Consider the following 17,563-nt stretch of genomic DNA (forward strand, 5'->3'; position numbering starts at 1 on the left):
GATATTTTTTGCCACCGAGGTGGCTGATATCGTCTTGTGAGTGCCCACACAGATTGTCTGATAAATTGTTAAAGAGCATGCCGCGGTTCGCAAGGAATCTTATGCGGCGCGGGAGGCGTATATTACGTTTTCCCGCTGAAGAGTCAAGAGATTATTCATTCGAACATTCTACTTTTTCTCTTCCTGTCCGAGCGACTTGTCAGTCGTTGTTCCCGGTCAGTGGAGGCGCATTATAGGGAGTTCTCAGAAGGCCGCAACCCCTAAAATACAAATAATTTACTGACCGCTGAATCTTTCATCAAATGGCGTTTAAAGCGGCAATTCCTGGATACTTATGAAGCCATATGACTGTAAAACAGGCAGCAAACTTTGCGCCTCTGCGGTCATCGCCATGCAGTAGGCGACACTCTCTATTTCAACACCGGCTTTTTTTTCTGGAATAGCGGCATGAGAAGTCTCAATTAACCAGTGCGCACGTCTGGCAATCGCAGAACCGGAGTCGATCATGCGCGTGCCGTCGGGTAAAACCTGTGACAACTCTTGCGAAAGCAGCGGGAAATGCGTGCAACCTAATACCACAGTGTCCGGTGGTTCACGTAAACGCAGCCACGGGTGCAGGATTTTCTTCAATGCCGCCAGTGAAACCTCTTCGCCATGCAGCTTCGCTTCGGCGAGTTCCACCAGCTCCGCCGATCCCAGCATCAGAATCTGACAATCTGTCGCAAACCGCGCAACTAAGTCATGCGTATAAGGACGTTGTACCGTCGCGCGCGTCGCCAGCAATCCGACCACTCCATTACGGGTTAATTTGGCCGCAGGTTTGATGGCAGGAACAACCCCGACAACTGGGCAACTGAATTTGGCGCGTAATGCAGGAAGAGAAACGGTGCTCGCAGTGTTGCAGGCGATGACAATAATAGAGAGGGGGTGGCGTTTCGCGACGGCAGTGACAATCTCAACCACGCGCTCAACAATAAACTCTTCGGATTTCTCACCGTAGGGGAAAGCTACATTATCGAAGGCATATATATAGTGCAGGTCCGGCAACATCTGCCGGACCTCATCATAAACCGACAACCCGCCGACGCCGGAATCAAAAACCAGCACCGTCGGGCGTTCAGGAACTTGTGTTGTATCAGAAGGTATAGCTTCCAGAGAGGTAGTACTCACGTCCTGGTGTGGCATAGCCATAAGCCGTCTCGTAATCTTTATCAAACAAGTTGGCAATTCTACCACGAACTGTCAGGTGTGAGGTCACAGGATATGATGCCGCGAGATCCCACAAACTTACGCCGCCCAGTTTAACGGTCTGGTTAGGATAGGTTCCGTAGTCGGTATCGTAACGCTGTCCCAGATACTGATAGTTGATCGACCAGTCGATGTCAGCGATGTTCCAGTCAATCTGGTATTTCACCTGCTGCTTCGCACGACGGACCAGAATCTCGTTGGTTGTCGCATTACGTGGATCAAGATATTCCAGCGTAATCTGATGTTGCAGCGGACCGGTATCGAAAGACCCTGTCCATTCCACACCTTTAATCGTCGCTTTACCGATGTTGTAGTAAGTACTGGTCGAGTCGTCGTAATTAATCATCTGATCGATGTCGTTACGATAAACATTCAGGCGCCAGCTGAGAGGCCCCGTCAGGCCTTCCAGCCCGCCTTCCCATTGCTTACTTTCTTCAGGTTTAAGATCCGGGTTACCGCCGTATCCGCTATAAAGCTGCCCCAGATTCGGCGATTTATAGGCTGTACCATAAGAAGCGATCAGACGATAACCATCGATGAATTCCCACGCTGCGCTGCTCTGCCAGGTGGTGTGCTGACCAAACTGGGAGTTATCGTCACTACGCACGGCACCTTCCAGCGTGAAATCGCTGATTTTTTGCTGCGTGGTCAGATACACGCCTGTGTTGTGCTGGTCATAACCATCGGCCAGATAGTTGGTTCCCGGCTCGGTGGTCAGTTTCTGCCAGTCCAGACCTGCGCTGACCTCACCTTTCCATATCTGGAATGTATTTCCCCATTGCACGTTGTACTGGTCGGAGTCATCCAGAGACGCGGAAGAATCATACGGGCCGTATTTCGGATCGTAGTTGTAGTCTTTGACGTGGCTGTAGCTGCCGATAAGCTGCGTGGCGTAAATGCCATTCTGATAACGCAAGCCGGTGTCATAGGTCCGGCTGTAAAGCTGGCGGGTATCAATCAGCGGGCTGCCCGGAGAATCGTAGGCATCATAAGCCGTGCGGTTATCGAAACCATAGGCTCGCGCAAAGCCACTGATCTCCTCATTGAACTGATGCTGCAACGCCAGATACAGCGTTTTACTCATGAAGCCATCGCGATCGGGCTGCGGAATGCCGCCTGTTGCGCCGTCGGCAACCACATCAATACCGCGCGTATAGGTGTAATCCCCCGCAGCAGTCACTGTGGTGTTTTCACCAATCTTTTGCTGCGTAGAGCCGTTATAGTTTTGATAACCATGCGAGCCCACGCCTGCGCCGAGCGTCGTACCATCTTTATCGCGCGTCGTAATAATATTGACGACACCACCGATGGCATCGGAGCCATAGACCGCAGAACGCGGGCCGCGGATAAACTCAATGCGCTGAACCAGCGAAAGTGGGATCTGGCTGATATCGGCAGAACCGGAAATACCGGCCTGATTAAGGCGTACGCCATCGATTAAAACCAGCGTATGGTTGGAATTGGTACCGCGAACGAATAAGGAAGACTGCTGACCCATTCCGCCGTTTTGCGCGATATCCACGCCAGGCAAACGGCGCAACACATCGGCCACGGATTTTGACTGCCATCTGTCGATATCTTCACGCGTAACGACATCGGTCGGTGCGAGGACAGAAGAAACCGGCTGAGGGAAACGGTTAGCGGTAACCACCATATTATCGCTGCTGTTTGTAGAAGTGCTGTCTTGCGCCCACCCTGAAAAAGCCGTGACGGATAATGCCGTCAGCAGCACGTGCTTTTTAATTGTCATGAATCTAGCATCCAAACTTAATTGGCGGATGCCGCAGAGGATCACCGGCGGTATTTCGCGACGACGATGATTAATGCGACGTAACATCGGCAGGTCTTCGGACTTAGGATTTGCAGGTCCATTAATTACGTCGTAATTAATGGAGAATACCCGCACCGGGCGATGACTTCCCATCTCCTCTTTCTCCTTTCCTATATAAGGACAGAGAAGGAAGAAACAGTGTCTGCATAATAAAGAATGCTATCGCCGTGATTTCCCCATACCGCTGCGCGCCAGTTCCGGATTCACACCGGATTCCCTTTTAACTCAGTCAATGAGGCCGAAGCGCAATCGTACGATCAACCTATTTGGAAATCCAGACATCCGTAATGCCAGATGAACTTTCCCGATATAAACACGACAAAGGTAGACATGGAGGAGACTTTCCCTACAATCCCCCGCTAAGTTTGTACATTCATTCCCTGGTAGACGAGAAAACTGATGACGCCTGAAAACCTGCCCATTGAACAATACGACGACCAGCTGGCGGAAAAGTCCGCACGTCTCACGGCGATGATGTCGCCTTTTAATGCGCCGCAGCCTGACGTTTTCCGCTCTCCTGTCAGCCATTATCGTATGCGCGCGGAATTCCGCGTCTGGCATGATGAGGGCGACCTGTACCACATCATGTTTGATCAGCAGACCAAAGCCCGTATGCGCGTGGACCAGTTCCCGACTGCCAGCGAACTGATTAACCGCCTGATGCCGGTGCTTATCTCCGCTATCAAGCAAGATCCAGCATTGCGTCGTAAGATCTTCCAGATCGACTATTTGTCGACCCGCAGCGGCAAAATCATCGCCTCACTGCTGTACCATCGTAAGCTCGATGAAGAGTGGCAGCAGGCCGCCACCGCCCTGCGCGACCAGCTGCGTGCTGACGGTTTTGATATACAGCTGATTGGCCGCGCCGCGAAAACCAAAATCATGCTCGATCAGGATTATGTCGATGAAGTCCTGCCTGTCGCGGGCCGCGATATGATTTACCGTCAGGTGGAAAACAGTTTCACCCAGCCCAATGCTGAGATGAATATCCAGATGCTGGAATGGGCACTGAAAGCTACGGAAAACTCGACCGGTGATTTGCTGGAACTTTACTGCGGTAACGGCAACTTCTCGCTGGCTCTGGCACGTAACTTCCGCCGCGTTCTGGCGACTGAAATCGCCAAGCCTTCCGTTGCCGCCGCGCAATACAATATTGCCGCGAACCATATTGATAACGTGCAGATTATCCGCATGGCTGCGGAAGATTTTACTCAGGCGCTGAACGGCGTGCGTGAATTCCGTCGTTTACAGGATGTCGATTTAAGCGGATATGAATGCAACACGATTTTTGTTGATCCGCCGCGCAGCGGGCTGGATGACGAAACCGTGAAAATGGTGGCTGGGTACGACCGTATTCTTTATATCTCCTGTAATCCTGAAACGCTGTGTGCGAACCTGGAAACCCTGAGTACAACGCATCGCGTGACGCGTCTGGCGTTGTTTGATCAGTTCCCGTACACGCACCATATGGAATCAGGCGTTCTGCTGGAAAAAATCTGATTATCCGCGGATGAAAAAAACGGGCACCTCGGCGTGCCCGTTTCCTTTACTGCACTACTCTTTTTACAGATAAACCCGCAAATATTCTGACAGGCAAAGGATCGCCATCGCCTGTCCGTAAGGCATCGACGTCAGCGCAATCTCACGATAGAAATCGAGATTGTTCCCCATCGCGGTGCCGAATGACGTTTGCGTCAGTTCCCCGGCCGGATTGATATGCTTAATAACCCCCTGAATGGCTTTCTCTGCCACCGGCGCATACGACGCATCGATATAGCGCTTACGCACCGCTTTCAGAATGCCGTAGGCGAAACCGGCAGTCGCCGAGCTTTCCAGATAAGAGTGCGGATCGTCGAGCAGCGTATGCCATAACCCGCTGTCGTCCTGACATTTCGCCAGTGCACTGACCTGACTTTCCAGCACCTGCAATAAATAGCGGCGTGTCGCGTTGTTTTCCGGTAAATCCACCAGTTCAAGGAATTCAGGAATGGCAATCGTCAGCCAGCTGTTTCCGCGCGCCCAACGGGCCTGGGCAAAATTATGATGACCGTCAAATGTCCAGCCGTGGAACCACAGGCCGGTTTCGCGATCCATCAGATATTGCACATGCAGCAGGAACTGATACGTCGCCTCTTCAACAAACTCCGGGCGGTCGAGCAACTTACCGATTTTGGCCAGCGGCAGTACACTCATCATCAACGTGTCATCCCACATTTGCTGATGGTTTTCGTTGTTATAAACGATGTGCTGCATCGCGCCTTTGTCGGTGCGCGGCATTTCATACATCACCCACTCTGCCCAGCGTTCCAGATAGGGACGCCATGCCGCATTACCGGTTTCTTCGTAACGATACGCCAGCGTCAGGAACGGACTCATGGTATTGACGTTTTTGGTTGGCGTCCCTTCAGCCAGACGCGCAGTAAACCAGTCGTCGATCACCGCACGCATTTTTTCGTCGCCGGTCTGCTGATAGTACTGATAGATACCATACAACCCGATGCCGTGCGTCCACTCCCAGCCTGCCCAGCCTTTGGTATCAATCACGCGACCGTCATCCAGTCTTAACAGGAATTCCCCGGTTTTATCTTCGATATTCACCAGATTATTGGTCACGTTGTGGATCAGCGATTTCAGTTCCCCGCGTGAAATGAAATGTTCCGGCTGTCGCAGCAAAGCACTGTGTTTAACTTCAAAAACTTTCATGGCGTTCTCCTGTGAATTCAAAAATTATAAACGTCCCTGGACCGGTATTTCGGCGGTATTTTCGCGGGTCAGCTTTTCGGGTGGCGGGTTATTGCGATGCAGATAACCGATGTTGTTATTGCCCCACAGAGATTCGTATTTCATCCCTGTCAGCATTTCGACGGTTGCCCGGTCTTCCGGTGTGATTTGCTCCGGCACGATGCGGTTGGCATCACGCATTTTTTGCGTTTCACGGGTCAGTACACCGTGGGTTTTCTGGTTAAGATGGAAGAACAACGAGATAATGAAGCCCATGCTGAGCATCAGCAACGACCCGATCACCAGCACACCAAGGATGGTATGGCCGACCGCCGGAACCTGCTGGCTTTGTCCGGATACAAATCCGGCAAGTTGTAAAATAATCCCTACCAGCATCACCGCGCCGGCCTGCGAAGCTTTACGGGTCAGCGTCATGACGCCCGCGAAAATCCCTTCGCGGCGCTGTCCGGTGATGGTTTCATCGACGTCAGCAATATAGGTATAGATATTCCAGGGCACATAGTTGATCCCGCCACGTCCGAGACCGGCCAGCGCAGAGACCAGTAACAGCAACGACATCGAATCATTCATGCCGGTGTAATACAGCACGCCGTAAGACAACGCCGCGAGCCCGAACAGGGAAACCGCCAGCCGGTAAGAAGGCGCAGGGCCGAATCGGATACACAACGGGATCATGCCGATCACCGCCACGAATTGCAGAATCGCCATCATTCCCATCAGATTGGAAGCAATCGCCGCACTTTGCATCAGCACGAAGACCACGTAATAGGTGAACACGGCATTAAATACGTCCTGCGCGATATACCCGCCCAGATACAAACCCAGATGCTGACGGAAAATCTTGATGCGCAGCGTAGAAGACAATTCGACTTTCAGGCGTTTCAGGCTTTGTGCCAGAGTCAGTTGCTGACGCTCGCGTTCGATTTTCTTCGTGGCTTCAGATTTGAGTTCTTCCGGACGTTCCCAGGTAAAGAAATAGACCAGCGTCAGGACGAAGGCACAAATCACCGCAAATACCAGGCTCGAATAGAAGAAGGAAATGGCGTTATCTTTGCCGAAATGCTGCAACAGAATCCCCGGCAGGAATGCAGCGAGGATAGCGGAGAGCTGCGCCAGCGCGATACGGGCGCCAGAGAATTTGGTTTTCTGTTTGAAATCATCCGTCATTTCCGGCACCAGTGTTTCATACGGCACCAGAATCATGGTGTAGACAATGTCGAACAGCAGATAAGTCAGCAGGTAATAGACGTATCCCATGTCGCCCACCCACATAAAGCTGTAGCTGAAGACACAGGGGATACCGAGCAGAATGAAGAACTTACGGCGGCCAAACCGTTTACCGAGCCAGGTATTGCCGAAGTTGTCGGTGAGATAGCCCATCATTGGACTCAGTACCGCATCGGCGACGCGTGCGGTAGCAAAGATAAAGGTCGCCTCGATGGGCGAGAGCCCGCAGAACGTAGTATAGAAATAGAGCAGCCACGCCGCTGTCAGGGCTGTGGTTCCTGCCCCCAGAAAATCGCCAGAGCCGTAGGCGATGTAATTAAAGATCCCAATTTTACGTGTTTTCATTGCCGTCTTGCCCCTGTTAAATCACCTATAGGCGTAGGCTGAATGCGAACGAAGATTCATCGTCCGGCCATGATTCAAATTAACGAGGTGCAGGAATGAAAACCTTTTGGTTTTTGCCACTCAAACGAACTTTATGGCAAAGAAATAAAGAAGTGGGCGATCAATATCTAACTATTGAACATAGGTTTGATATTAATGAAATGACAGTTCATTAAATGAAGGAAACATAAAAAAGGCAACCCGCAGATTGCCTTTTTTGAATATCAGAATAGATTTTACTGAATTGAAGATTTGCGTTTTTTCAGCTTCAGGCCTATCCAAAACACCAGTGCGACACTGATCAGCGACGGCATGAAATTCGAACCCAGCTCAGGATATTCCGCGCGGACAATTGTGCTGTAAAGCAGCAATCCCAGCAGGAAACTGGCCGCTGCCAGTACCGGTAATCCTTTCGGCATTTCACCTCTGTGGTAGCGAACATGCAGACAATATACTGCTAACACCAGGGAAACGATGGGGAAAATCGAAAATGTGACGATGGAGCTGAATAACGCATCGAAAGTGCCATTAATCGACAGCCCGGCAATCAGAGCCAAAACCAGAGTGCCATTATCCTGGTTCGGTTGTTCGGTCATCTTCTTTACCTCGGGTCTTATTATTGATGGGAGTCACAGCCGTACGTTCCTGTTGACGGCGATACCAGTAATACGCGCCTTTGGAAATCATCCGCAACTGCAACACCAGCCGTTCTTCGAGCTGGCGACGCTGTGCGATATCCACATCCAGTGCTTCAGCACCGGCGTTGAAAACGATAATCACCATGGCTTCAGCCTGCGCTTCGGTAAAACTGCGCGGCATATGGTTTTCGAGTTGCAGATAGTCAGCAAGTTCCGCAATAAAATGCTGAATTTCACGGGCGACAGCGGCACGGAAAGCCGAAGACGTGCCGGAACGTTCACGCAGCAGCAGGCGGAATGCGTTGGGATTATTACCGATGAACTCCATAAAAGTGGAGACCGACGTGCGGATCACGCTGCCACCTTTGGCAATACGCTGGCGCGCCTGGCGCATCAGCTGACGCAACATCAGACCGCTTTCATCCACCATTGTCAGACCCAGTTCATCCACATCGCGAAAATGCCGATAAAAGGATGTGGGTGCAATTCCTGCTTCGCGGGAAACTTCACGCAAGCTCAGACTGGCAAAGCTGCGCTCGGCACTGAGCTGGCTAAAAGCCGCCTCGATCAGCGAGCGACGCGTGCGCTCTTTTTGTTGTGCTCTTACGCCCATGACCTTCATCCGGATAGTATTCTTCTTTTGATTATTCGCCCGATACCGATTCACTATACCAAAATTTTTAACGGGCGGAGCCAAAGAAACAACAGCATAAAGTGGGTCAGAATGTTGCTGCTTTACCATTAAATGACAACTGCATGTGGGGTAAACAGGTGTAATATGTTACTTTCTCGTTGTGATTTTGTATAAAAATAGGTTTCGAACTATGCCACAGCACTCACATTTTGATGCCATCATCATTGGCTCAGGCCCTGGCGGAGAAGGCGCCGCGATGGGACTGGTTAAACAAGGCGCCCGGGTTGCTGTCATCGAACGCTATAACAACGTCGGTGGCGGATGTACTCACTGGGGCACCATCCCTTCCAAAGCACTGCGCCACGCCGTCAGCAGAATCATCGAATTTAACCAGAATCCGCTCTACAGCGATAACTCGCGCACCATGAGTTCAAGCTTCCCGGATATTCTGCGCCATGCCGATTCGGTTATTAATCAGCAGACCCGTATGCGTCAGGGTTTCTATGAAAGAAACCAGTGCCAGCTGTTTTCCGGCGACGCCAGCTTCGTGGATGCCAATACTGTCAGCATCCGCTATGCCGATAACACGCATGAACAAATCACCGCTGATAACATCATCATCGCCTGCGGCTCGCGTCCTTACCGCCCTGCCAACGTCGATTTTGGTCATCCACGCATTTATGACAGCGATCTGATCCTTGAACTGAGCCACGAACCGCGCCACGTCATTATTTACGGAGCAGGTGTGATCGGCTGCGAATATGCGTCGATTTTCCGTGGGCTGAACGTCAAAGTGGACTTAATCAACACCCGCGACCGCCTGCTCTCTTTCCTCGATCAGGAAATGTCGGACGCCCTTTCCTACCACTTCTGGAACAACGGTGTGGTTATCCGCCACAACGAAGAATTCGAGATGATCGAAGGTGTGGAAGATGGCGTGATCATGCATCTCAAATCCGGTAAAAAAGTGAAAGCCGACGCGCTGTTGTACGCCAACGGACGCACCGGTAACACCGACAAGCTGGGTCTGGAGAATATTGGTCTGGAAGCCGACAGCCGCGGTTTGCTGAAAGTGAACAGCATGTACCAGACGGCGCTATCGCATATTTATGCGGTCGGTGATGTGATCGGTTACCCAAGTCTGGCATCAGCTGCTTACGATCAGGGCCGTATTGCCGCACAGGCGATGATTCAGGGGGAAGCCAAAGTCCACCTGATTGAAAACATTCCAACCGGTATCTACACCATTCCTGAAATCAGTTCCGTCGGTAAAACTGAGCAGGAACTGACAGCGATGAAAGTGCCATACGAAGTGGGCCGCGCCCAGTTCAAACATCTGGCACGCGCACAAATTGCCGGGATGAATGTCGGCAGCCTGAAGCTGTTGTTCCACCGTGAAACCAAAGAAATTCTGGGTATTCATTGCTTTGGTGAACGTGCCGCCGAAATTATCCACATCGGCCAGGCCATCATGGAACAGAAAGGGGAAGGCAATACTATCGAGTATTTCGTTAATACGACCTTCAACTATCCGACCATGGCAGAAGCCTATCGTGTTGCCGCGCTGAACGGATTAAACCGCTTGTTTTAATACCGCGGTTTTATCCATGTAAGGCTGCATGTGCTCTTTAATGGCTTCAGCAAGTTGTTCGTAACGCCCGCGCAGTGGCGAACCGGGACGGTATACCAACGCGATAGTGCGTCGCGGTTCCGGTTTGTCACATGTCAGGTAAGTCACTCCGTCACGGCTGCGCTCTTTTGGCACGGCCAGTGATGGCAGTAAGGTAATGCCGCTGCCCGCCGCGACCATATTGCGCAGCGTTTCCAGACTGGTCGCACGGAAATGCGTATCCTCGTCAGCACCTGCCTGGAAGCAAAAACCTAAAGCCTGATCGCGCAGACAGTGTCCGTCTTCCAGCATCAGCAGTTTTTCACCCGCCAGATCGGCCATCGCCACGCGATCGCGTGATGCCCACGGATGATCGTCATAGATTGCCAGTTTCATCGGCTCATCGAATAACGGCACTTCTATAAACGCTTCGCTCTCTTTCACCAGCGCCAGAATGGCACAATCGAGCTTTCCGCTGTCGAGTTGCGCCAGCAGCTGATGGGTTTGCGCTTCATGCAGATACATTTCCAGTTTCGGGAACGTCTTGTGCAATGACGGAATAATTTGCGGCAAAAGATAAGGTCCGACGGTTGGGATCAGCCCGATATGCATCGGGCCGGACATCGCTTCGCCCTGCTGACTCGCCATCTCTTTAAGCACTTTCACTTCGCGCAGCACCGTGCGTGCCTGATCGACCAGCAGTAACCCCGCCTGCGTAAACAGCACCTTACGGCTGGTTCTTTCCAGCAACATCACACCCAGCTCGTCTTCCAGTTTGCGGATCTGTCCGCTCAACGTTGGCTGGCTGACATGGCATGAGTCTGCGGCGCGACGGAAATGACGGAACTCTGCCAGTGCCACCAGATACTCTAAATCACGGATGTTCATTTTTCCTCCAGTCCCTATAAGGCAATGCGATAGTCGGTAACGATAGATAAGATAGCAATCAACGATTATATCTATCAACCTTTATCGTTAATAATGCATCCCAACGAAGCGGCATGACCGTTAAGACATTCATTTATATTCAGTAATCAGGAGGTTATTCATGTTCGCAAGCCAGGAAGGTAAACACATACCGCAGGTTACTTTTCACACCCGCCAGGGCGACCAATGGGTAGATCTCACCAGCGATGAGCTGTTCAAAAATAAAACAGTGATTGTCTTTTCACTGCCGGGCGCATTTACCCCGACGTGTTCTTCGAGCCATCTGCCACGTTACAACGAACTGGCACCGGTCTTTAAAAGTCACGGGGTGGACAGCATTCTGTGCGTTTCCGTAAACGACACTTTCGTGATGAATGCCTGGAAAGCAGAGCAAAACGCATCAAACATCACTTTCATTCCGGACGGTAACGGTGAATTCACCAAAGGGATGGACATGCTGGTAGAGAAAGCAGATTTAGGTTTCGGCCCGCGCTCATGGCGTTATTCCATGCTGGTACGTAACGGCGTGGTGGAAAAAATGTTCGTCGAGCCAAACAAACCGGGCGACCCGTTTGAAGTGTCGGATGCCGACACCATGCTGAAATATCTGGCACCAGAATTCAAAGTGCAGGAATCCGTCTCCGTGTTCACCAAACCGGGATGTCCGTTCTGCGCCAAAGCCAAACAAATGTTGCAGGAACGCGGCATTCAGTACGAAGAAATTGTATTAGGTAAAGACGCGACCACCGTCAGTCTGCGCGCCGTGACGGGCCGGGCGACAGTGCCGCAAGTCTTTATCGGTGGACGCCACATCGGGGGAAGTGACGACCTGGAGGTTTACCTCCATTCAGAAACAGAAGACCTGTGTGAAGTCGCACAATAATCTTCGATAAGAAACAGCTGTAAGAAGTAAGACAAGAAATCCCTGCATTACCAACAAAAAAGCAAAGTTAGACTACGTGAATTTTCGGCGGATCTCTGATCCGCCTTTTTTTGTTTCACTATCCCCTTCTGAGATCACCGACCCTGTTTTCCAGCCACGCACCTGCGACACTTTGCGGTTCCTTTATAACGAATGGCACCTCGATGACGGCGCAAAAACCCCGCAATAAAATCACGCAGCAGGATGTCGCCCGTCTGGCCGGCGTATCAGTAGCGGCAGTTTCGCTGGTGCTGGGCGGAAAAGGTCGCATTTCGCCGGAGGGCGTGGAAAGGATTTATCAGGCGATTGACCAGCTGGGTTACCGTCGCACCATCACTTCCCCGCCCGTCACACTAGCGCGTATCGGCCTTTTACTGCCGTATGGCTGTGCCTTTTCGGCAGGCCTGCTGCCGGAACTGGCGAACATGTTGCAACAGGCCGGTTTCGCCCTCGCGCTGGCGTATTCCACACTGGCTCCCGCTGACGTGCTCGCTCAGGCCGAAGCGCTTCTTTCCCAGGATGCGCGGGGCATTATTATCTGCGGCAAATTACTGAACAGCCGTTCGGAAACATTGCAGGCGCTGAATGCCAGAATGGCGGCACGTCACGTTGCACTGACGGGAATATGCGCACATCATCATCCGGGGCCGGTTGCGGCCGTCCATCCCGATAATGCACTGGCCGCGCATATGGCCGCAGATGCGTTGCTGGAGCAACAACATCAACATATTGCGTATCTCGGCGGCGAAAACCACTCGCTGATCCGTGCCGAGCGGCTCGGCGGACTTTCCGTAGCGCTGGGCAAAGCGGGCGTGGCATTTTCACCGGCGCTCAGCTTTCCCTGCGCTGCCACGCTTGATGATGCGTCACTGGCTGCCACGCAGGTACTCAAACATAACCCTAGCAATCCTGTGCGATAACCCGACGGTTTTGCAGGCTGTATATCACGTGCTGGCCAGCCGGTTACAGGCCAACAAATGGCGGCTTTTTTCACGACGCATTGCGCTGACCGGTTTTGGTGAATGTGACCAGTCGGTAAAGCTGCAACTGCCGCTGATTGCCGTCAGTCACAACGCGATCGCCACCCGTGCGCTTGAATGCCTGCGACACCAGCTGGAGGGCTCCTCATTATTACCCGGAGACTCGCGGCTGACGGTTGCTCCCGCGTTCCTCTGACACACCGTCCACTCGCGTCCTGAACAGGTTAAAAAAAACGGCAAAAAATTTTACCTGTTTTATTTATCATTCCTGAATCCTGCCTTTTGACGCTTTTTGCGCCAGCCGTGATGCTTACCTCCATGTTTTCCAGATGGCCAGGGTCAATGATCGACTTCTCCGCACACGCCCGGGACAGGGCAAATCATTTTCTTCAATTACTCGCGCAATGGGTGGCAATCCCCTCGCCCTTCGACAGCGAAACTCGCCAGCCGGATGCCCCGTTTGGTCAGGGCGTAGCTGATGCGCTGGGCTGGTGGCAAAAACTCGGCGACGATGCCGGACTGAAGACGCTCAACGTTGATCATCACGCGGTACATATCGAATACGGCAGTGGCGACGAAATTGTGTATGTCTTTGGGCATGCCGATGTCATTCCTGCTGGTGAGGGCTGGCATTTCCCGCCGTATCAGCTGACGCGGCTGGGCGATAAGCTGATGGGTCGCGGCGTCGTTGATGATAAAGGCCCGATGATCGCCGCATGGCTGGCACTGGATATTCTGCGCGAGCTGCAACTGCCGCTGGCGCGCCGCATTCGTCTGGTCGCGGGCGGTAACGAAGAAACCGGCTTCCGTTGTATCCGCCGTTATTTTGAATCACAGCCACAACCGGCCTTCGCTTTCACGCCTGACGGAAAATTTCCGGTGATCTACGGCGAAAAAGGCTCGTTACTGGTCACGCTAACGGCGCCTGTGGAACAACCTGATTTGTCGGTTTCCTGCGGCGAAGTGGTGAATTCCATTCCTGATGTCGCGCACCTGCGCGGCCTTTCGCTGTATTGCGGCAGCTGGACGCTGGAAGAGGGATTTACGCTGCTGGCGGAGCCGGAATCCGCCGACCACTGGCGGCTGTATGGCCGCGGTGGTCATTCATCAAAACCGGAATCCTGCCTGAACCCGGTAGTCGCCACGGCGCAGTTACTTCATCAGCGCTATAACGCCCGCTGGACGCAACAACTGGTCGAAATCACCGAGGCGAAAACCGGCCAGAGCGGCGTGCGTTTTGCGCTGGACACCGCCGGAGAATGCGGAAAAATCCTGCTGGTGCCGACGGTACTGAACATCGAAAACGGGCTGATGACACTGACACTCAATGTGCGTTATCCCGAAAATATCAGCGCAGAAATGATCACGGAAAGTCTTGCGCGTTGGAATCACGACTGGCCCGCCAGCCGCTTTGAAATCCAGCCGGTCAAACCGCCGAGCCTTTATCCGCCAGACAGCCCGCTGGTGCAGACGCTGCATGAGATTTACACCCGCCACACCGGCGATACACACCATCCTTCACGCACCACCGGCGCGGGCAGTTACGCCAGCGCGATGCAAAACGCAGTGATTTTTGGCTGCGAATTTCCCGACGGATCTTCCGGTAATACTCACAGCCCAGATGAATACGGCAGCTTGAGTCGTTTTATCAGCGCCATCGGTATTTACGCCGAAGCCCTTTACCGGCTGGCAAATCTGCCCGCCGAAACCAGTGAAAAACGAGGTAACTGATTATGTCTGCTAAGAAACTGATTGCTCTGTGTGCCTGCCCGATGGGTCTGGCCCATACCTTTATGGCCGCCGAAGCCATCGAAGTGGCCGCCCGCGCACGGGGTTATGAAGTGAAAATTGAAACGCAGGGGGCTGACGGCATCCAGAACGAACTGACGGCGGAAGATATCGCACAGGCCACAGTCATCATTCACGCGACCGGTATCACCCCGCAAAACATCGAGCGGTTTAACGGCGTGGAAGTGTATGAAGTCGAGCTGAAAGACGCGGTGAAAAACGCCGGCGGGCTGATCGACGAAATCGAAGAAGATCAGGGTCAGTAATTCCACTTTTGCTTTGTTAAGCGCAAGGAGTTTCCCGTGGCGATAAGAAAAAGAGTCATCAATACCGGTCACAGTCAGTCCTCCGATACCCCGGCAGCGCCCGCAGGACCGGCAGGTAAAGGTCAGAGCCATGCCTGGAAAGAGTTCAGCAAACACATCATGACCGGTATTTCCTACATGATCCCGGTGCTGATTATGGGCGGCCTGATTGGCGCACTGTCGCAAATCATTCCGTATGTTTTTCTGGGGATGTCACCGGATGAGTCGATCATGGCGGCGCTCAACAGCGGGCGCTACACCGGCAGTTCCGTCTGGATGCTGCAAATCGCCAGCATCATGGAAAGCTTCGGGTTCACGCTGTTTGGCTTTGCTATCCCGATGTTTGCCGCTTTCACTGCCAACTCTATTGGCGGTAAAACGGCGCTGGCAGCCGGATTTATCGGCGGCTATGTGGCAATCAAACCGGTGGCCGTTCCTGCGCTGGTCAGCGGGCAATGGGCGGCGGTCGCACCGGTCGCTTCAGGATTCCTCGGTGCCATCGTGATTGCGTTTGTAGTTGGTTATTTCGTCCGCTGGATGAATAACAACATCAAACTGCCGCACAACTGGCTGGCGTTCAAAACCACCTTTTTCATTCCGCTGATTTCCGCGATTGTCGCGATGGTATTGATGGTGTTCCTGATCACACCAATCGGTGGCTGGCTGAACACGCTCATCAAAGAAGCGTTGCAGGCCGCAGGCTCGGCAGGGACTTATTTCTACGCCACTTTGCTGGCAGCCGCGACAGCCTTTGACCTTGGCGGACCGGTGAATAAAGCCGCAGGATTTGTGGCGCTCGGTTTCACCACCGAAAAAGTGCTGCCGATCACCGCACGCTGTCTTGCCATCGTCATTCCTTCGTTCGGGCTGGGGCTTTCAACGGTTATCGATAAATGGCTGGTAGGGCGCCGGGTTTACGATCGCCAGTTCAATCAGATTGGCCGCACAGCGATTTTCCTGGGCTTTATGGGGATTTCAGAAGGGTCGATTCCGTTCGCACTGGAACGTCCGGGGTTTGTCATTCCGGTATACGTGATTGGTGCCGTTATCGGCGCGTTGCTGGGAGTTTCGCTGGGTGCCGTACAATGGTTCCCGGAATCCGCCATCTGGGCGTGGCCACTCATCAGCAACATTCCGGCTTACCTGATTGGTCTGCTCGGTGGTTCACTGTTTATTGCGGTGACCTGCGTGTTCTACCGTAACCGTTTAATCAAAAAAGGCCTGCTTGAAGTCGCCTGATACCGGAGGATAAATGAGTCGTCAGCAACGTCTGGATGTTCTGCGCCAGCATATGGCAGAGCACAATATGGCCGCCGTGCTTCTGACCGACAGGTTCAGTAAGTACGCGATGGCTGAACTGTACAGCGCATCGGGTTATGTGCTGGTCACGCCAGCAGGTCTGCGGATCCTGGTCGATGGTCGCTACAGCGCCGAATGCAGCCAGAACAATCCGGACGTTGAGGTGCTGACGCTCAACGCTGAGCATCCGCTCAGCCATTTCCTCAGGCAGTTTATCAGCGCAGACACCCTGTTCGCCGATGCCAGCACGTTATCGCATCTCGCCTGGCAGGCGCTGGAAAGTCAGTGCGGCCTGGCACTTCAGCATTGGGATGCTTCAGTTCTGCGCGTGCATAAATATCCCGATGAAATCGCCAAAATCCGTGAGGCCGCTGCGATTGCTGACCGCGCGCTGGAAAAGGTTATTCCGTTTATCAGGCCGGGTATCAGTGAGAAAGCGCTGGCGGATCATATCGAAATGGCCGTGAGGCAGGCAGGTGGCAGTAAAACGTCGTTTGATACCGTGGTGGTTTCCGGCACGCGCGGTGCATTGCCGCACGGGCGTCCGGCAGACAAAAAACTGATGACCGGTGAACTGGTGACGATAGATTTCGGCGCGGTATATCAGCATTACTGTTCCGACATGACACGCACTTTCGCCCTCGGCAACGTCAGCCCGGAACTCAAAGCGATTTACGACACGGTACTTATCGCGCAACAGGCTGCCCGCGATGCCGTGAGACCGGGGATCCGCTGTCAGGAACTGGATGCCGTCGCCCGCGATATTATTGTAGCAGCAGGTTTTGGCGAGTATTTCAGCCATAATCTGGGGCATGGCTTAGGTCTGGATGTCCACGAAGCGCCAGCGCTCAGCCCGCAAAATGCGCAGCCGCTGGAACCGGGAATGGTGATCACCATTGAGCCGGGAATTTATGTTCCGGGTCTGGGCGGTGTGAGAATTGAAGACGACGTACTGGTGACGGAAAATGGTGGCGAGGTGCTGACGCAAAGTCCTCGGGCGTGGGAAGAGATCTGTTTGTAGAACTGCCG

General features: G+C 52.9%; 16 protein-coding genes and 1 riboswitch. Of the genes, 9 read left to right on the forward strand and 7 right to left on the reverse strand.

Going from position 1 to position 17,563, the window contains the following annotated elements; genetic code table 11:
* Nucleotides 1-309: 309 nt before the first annotated feature.
* Together murI and btuB are read right to left on the reverse strand one after the other, a co-directional pair.
* A complete protein-coding gene (murI, locus tag D5398_RS20720) occupies nt 310-1,191 on the reverse strand; it encodes a glutamate racemase (RefSeq protein WP_120509317.1) in 882 nt (293 codons plus the stop codon).
* Nucleotides 1,136-2,998 carry a TonB-dependent vitamin B12 receptor BtuB gene (btuB, locus tag D5398_RS20725; protein WP_120509318.1) on the reverse strand — a complete coding sequence of 621 codons (1,863 nt, stop codon included), beginning with the start codon at nt 2,996-2,998 and terminating at the stop codon, nt 1,136-1,138. The genes murI and btuB overlap by 56 nt, the downstream gene beginning before the upstream one ends.
* A gap of 71 nt (nt 2,999-3,069) precedes the next feature.
* Nucleotides 3,070-3,337: riboswitch (cobalamin riboswitch) on the reverse strand.
* A 141-nt stretch (nt 3,338-3,478) separates the two neighbouring features.
* On the opposite strand from btuB, the gene trmA reads away from it, so the two are divergent.
* The gene (gene trmA, locus D5398_RS20730; protein ID WP_120509319.1) at nt 3,479-4,579 is read left to right on the forward strand and encodes a tRNA (uridine(54)-C5)-methyltransferase TrmA; all 1,101 of its coding nucleotides are present in this window, start codon (nt 3,479-3,481) and stop codon (nt 4,577-4,579) included.
* Between the two features lie 63 nt (nt 4,580-4,642).
* Here trmA and bglB read toward each other — a convergent pair whose 3' ends face one another.
* The 4 genes from bglB to fabR all read right to left on the reverse strand — a co-directional run bounded on the left by bglB (nt 4,643) and on the right by fabR (nt 8,683).
* On the reverse strand, nt 4,643-5,782 hold the full coding sequence (bglB, locus tag D5398_RS20735; protein WP_120133165.1) for a beta-galactosidase BglB: 1,140 nt from the start codon (nt 5,780-5,782) through the stop codon (nt 4,643-4,645).
* 24 nt (nt 5,783-5,806) lie between these two features.
* Nucleotides 5,807-7,393 carry an MFS transporter gene (locus D5398_RS20740; protein ID WP_120509320.1) on the reverse strand — a complete coding sequence of 529 codons (1,587 nt, stop codon included), beginning with the start codon at nt 7,391-7,393 and terminating at the stop codon, nt 5,807-5,809.
* Between the two features lie 275 nt (nt 7,394-7,668).
* Entirely contained in the window at nt 7,669-8,028 is a 360-nt protein-coding gene (locus tag D5398_RS20745; RefSeq protein ID WP_120509321.1) for a YijD family membrane protein, read from the reverse strand.
* Entirely contained in the window at nt 8,003-8,683 is a 681-nt protein-coding gene (gene fabR, locus D5398_RS20750; RefSeq protein ID WP_095924159.1) for an HTH-type transcriptional repressor FabR, read from the reverse strand. The genes D5398_RS20745 and fabR overlap by 26 nt, the downstream gene beginning before the upstream one ends.
* A 211-nt stretch (nt 8,684-8,894) precedes the next feature.
* On the opposite strand from fabR, the gene sthA reads away from it, so the two are divergent.
* Nucleotides 8,895-10,295: a Si-specific NAD(P)(+) transhydrogenase gene (gene sthA, locus D5398_RS20755; RefSeq protein WP_120509322.1), complete on the forward strand. Its 1,401-nt coding sequence runs from the start codon at nt 8,895-8,897 to the stop codon at nt 10,293-10,295.
* On the opposite strand, the gene oxyR is transcribed toward sthA, so the two are convergent.
* Nucleotides 10,278-11,201 carry a DNA-binding transcriptional regulator OxyR gene (oxyR, locus tag D5398_RS20760; protein WP_120509323.1) on the reverse strand — a complete coding sequence of 308 codons (924 nt, stop codon included), beginning with the start codon at nt 11,199-11,201 and terminating at the stop codon, nt 10,278-10,280. The two genes, sthA and oxyR, sit on opposite strands and share 18 nt — an antisense overlap.
* 160 nt (nt 11,202-11,361) lie before the next feature.
* Here oxyR and D5398_RS20765 point away from each other — a divergent pair, with 160 nt between their 5' ends.
* From D5398_RS20765 to D5398_RS20795, 7 genes are all read left to right on the forward strand, one after another.
* The gene (locus D5398_RS20765; RefSeq protein WP_120509324.1) at nt 11,362-12,123 is read left to right on the forward strand and encodes a glutathione peroxidase; all 762 of its coding nucleotides are present in this window, start codon (nt 11,362-11,364) and stop codon (nt 12,121-12,123) included.
* Nucleotides 12,124-12,326: 203 nt separating this feature from the next.
* Nucleotides 12,327-13,082, forward strand: a complete 756-nt coding sequence (locus D5398_RS20770) for a LacI family DNA-binding transcriptional regulator (protein WP_120509325.1) — start codon at nt 12,327-12,329, stop codon at nt 13,080-13,082.
* A 28-nt stretch (nt 13,083-13,110) separates the two neighbouring features.
* Nucleotides 13,111-13,338: a hypothetical protein gene (locus D5398_RS20775; RefSeq protein ID WP_120509326.1), complete on the forward strand. Its 228-nt coding sequence runs from the start codon at nt 13,111-13,113 to the stop codon at nt 13,336-13,338.
* A 146-nt stretch (nt 13,339-13,484) separates the two neighbouring features.
* A complete protein-coding gene (locus D5398_RS20780; protein WP_162940805.1) occupies nt 13,485-14,873 on the forward strand; it encodes a Sapep family Mn(2+)-dependent dipeptidase in 1,389 nt (462 codons plus the stop codon).
* A 2-nt stretch (nt 14,874-14,875) separates the two neighbouring features.
* Complete coding sequence (locus D5398_RS20785) at nt 14,876-15,196, forward strand: PTS fructose transporter subunit IIB (protein WP_120509328.1); 321 nt, start codon at nt 14,876-14,878, stop codon at nt 15,194-15,196.
* A 36-nt stretch (nt 15,197-15,232) separates the two neighbouring features.
* Nucleotides 15,233-16,474 (forward strand): PTS fructose transporter subunit IIC, encoded by a 1,242-nt coding sequence (locus D5398_RS20790; RefSeq protein ID WP_120509329.1) that lies wholly within the window; start codon nt 15,233-15,235, stop codon nt 16,472-16,474.
* 13 nt (nt 16,475-16,487) lie between these two features.
* Nucleotides 16,488-17,555: a M24 family metallopeptidase gene (locus D5398_RS20795; RefSeq protein ID WP_120509330.1), complete on the forward strand. Its 1,068-nt coding sequence runs from the start codon at nt 16,488-16,490 to the stop codon at nt 17,553-17,555.
* The last annotated feature ends 8 nt before the right edge of the window (nt 17,556-17,563 follow it).

Origin of the sequence: Rahnella bruchi (genome assembly GCF_003614975.1) — a bacterium.
Classification (GTDB): domain Bacteria; phylum Pseudomonadota; class Gammaproteobacteria; order Enterobacterales; family Enterobacteriaceae; genus Rahnella; species Rahnella bruchi.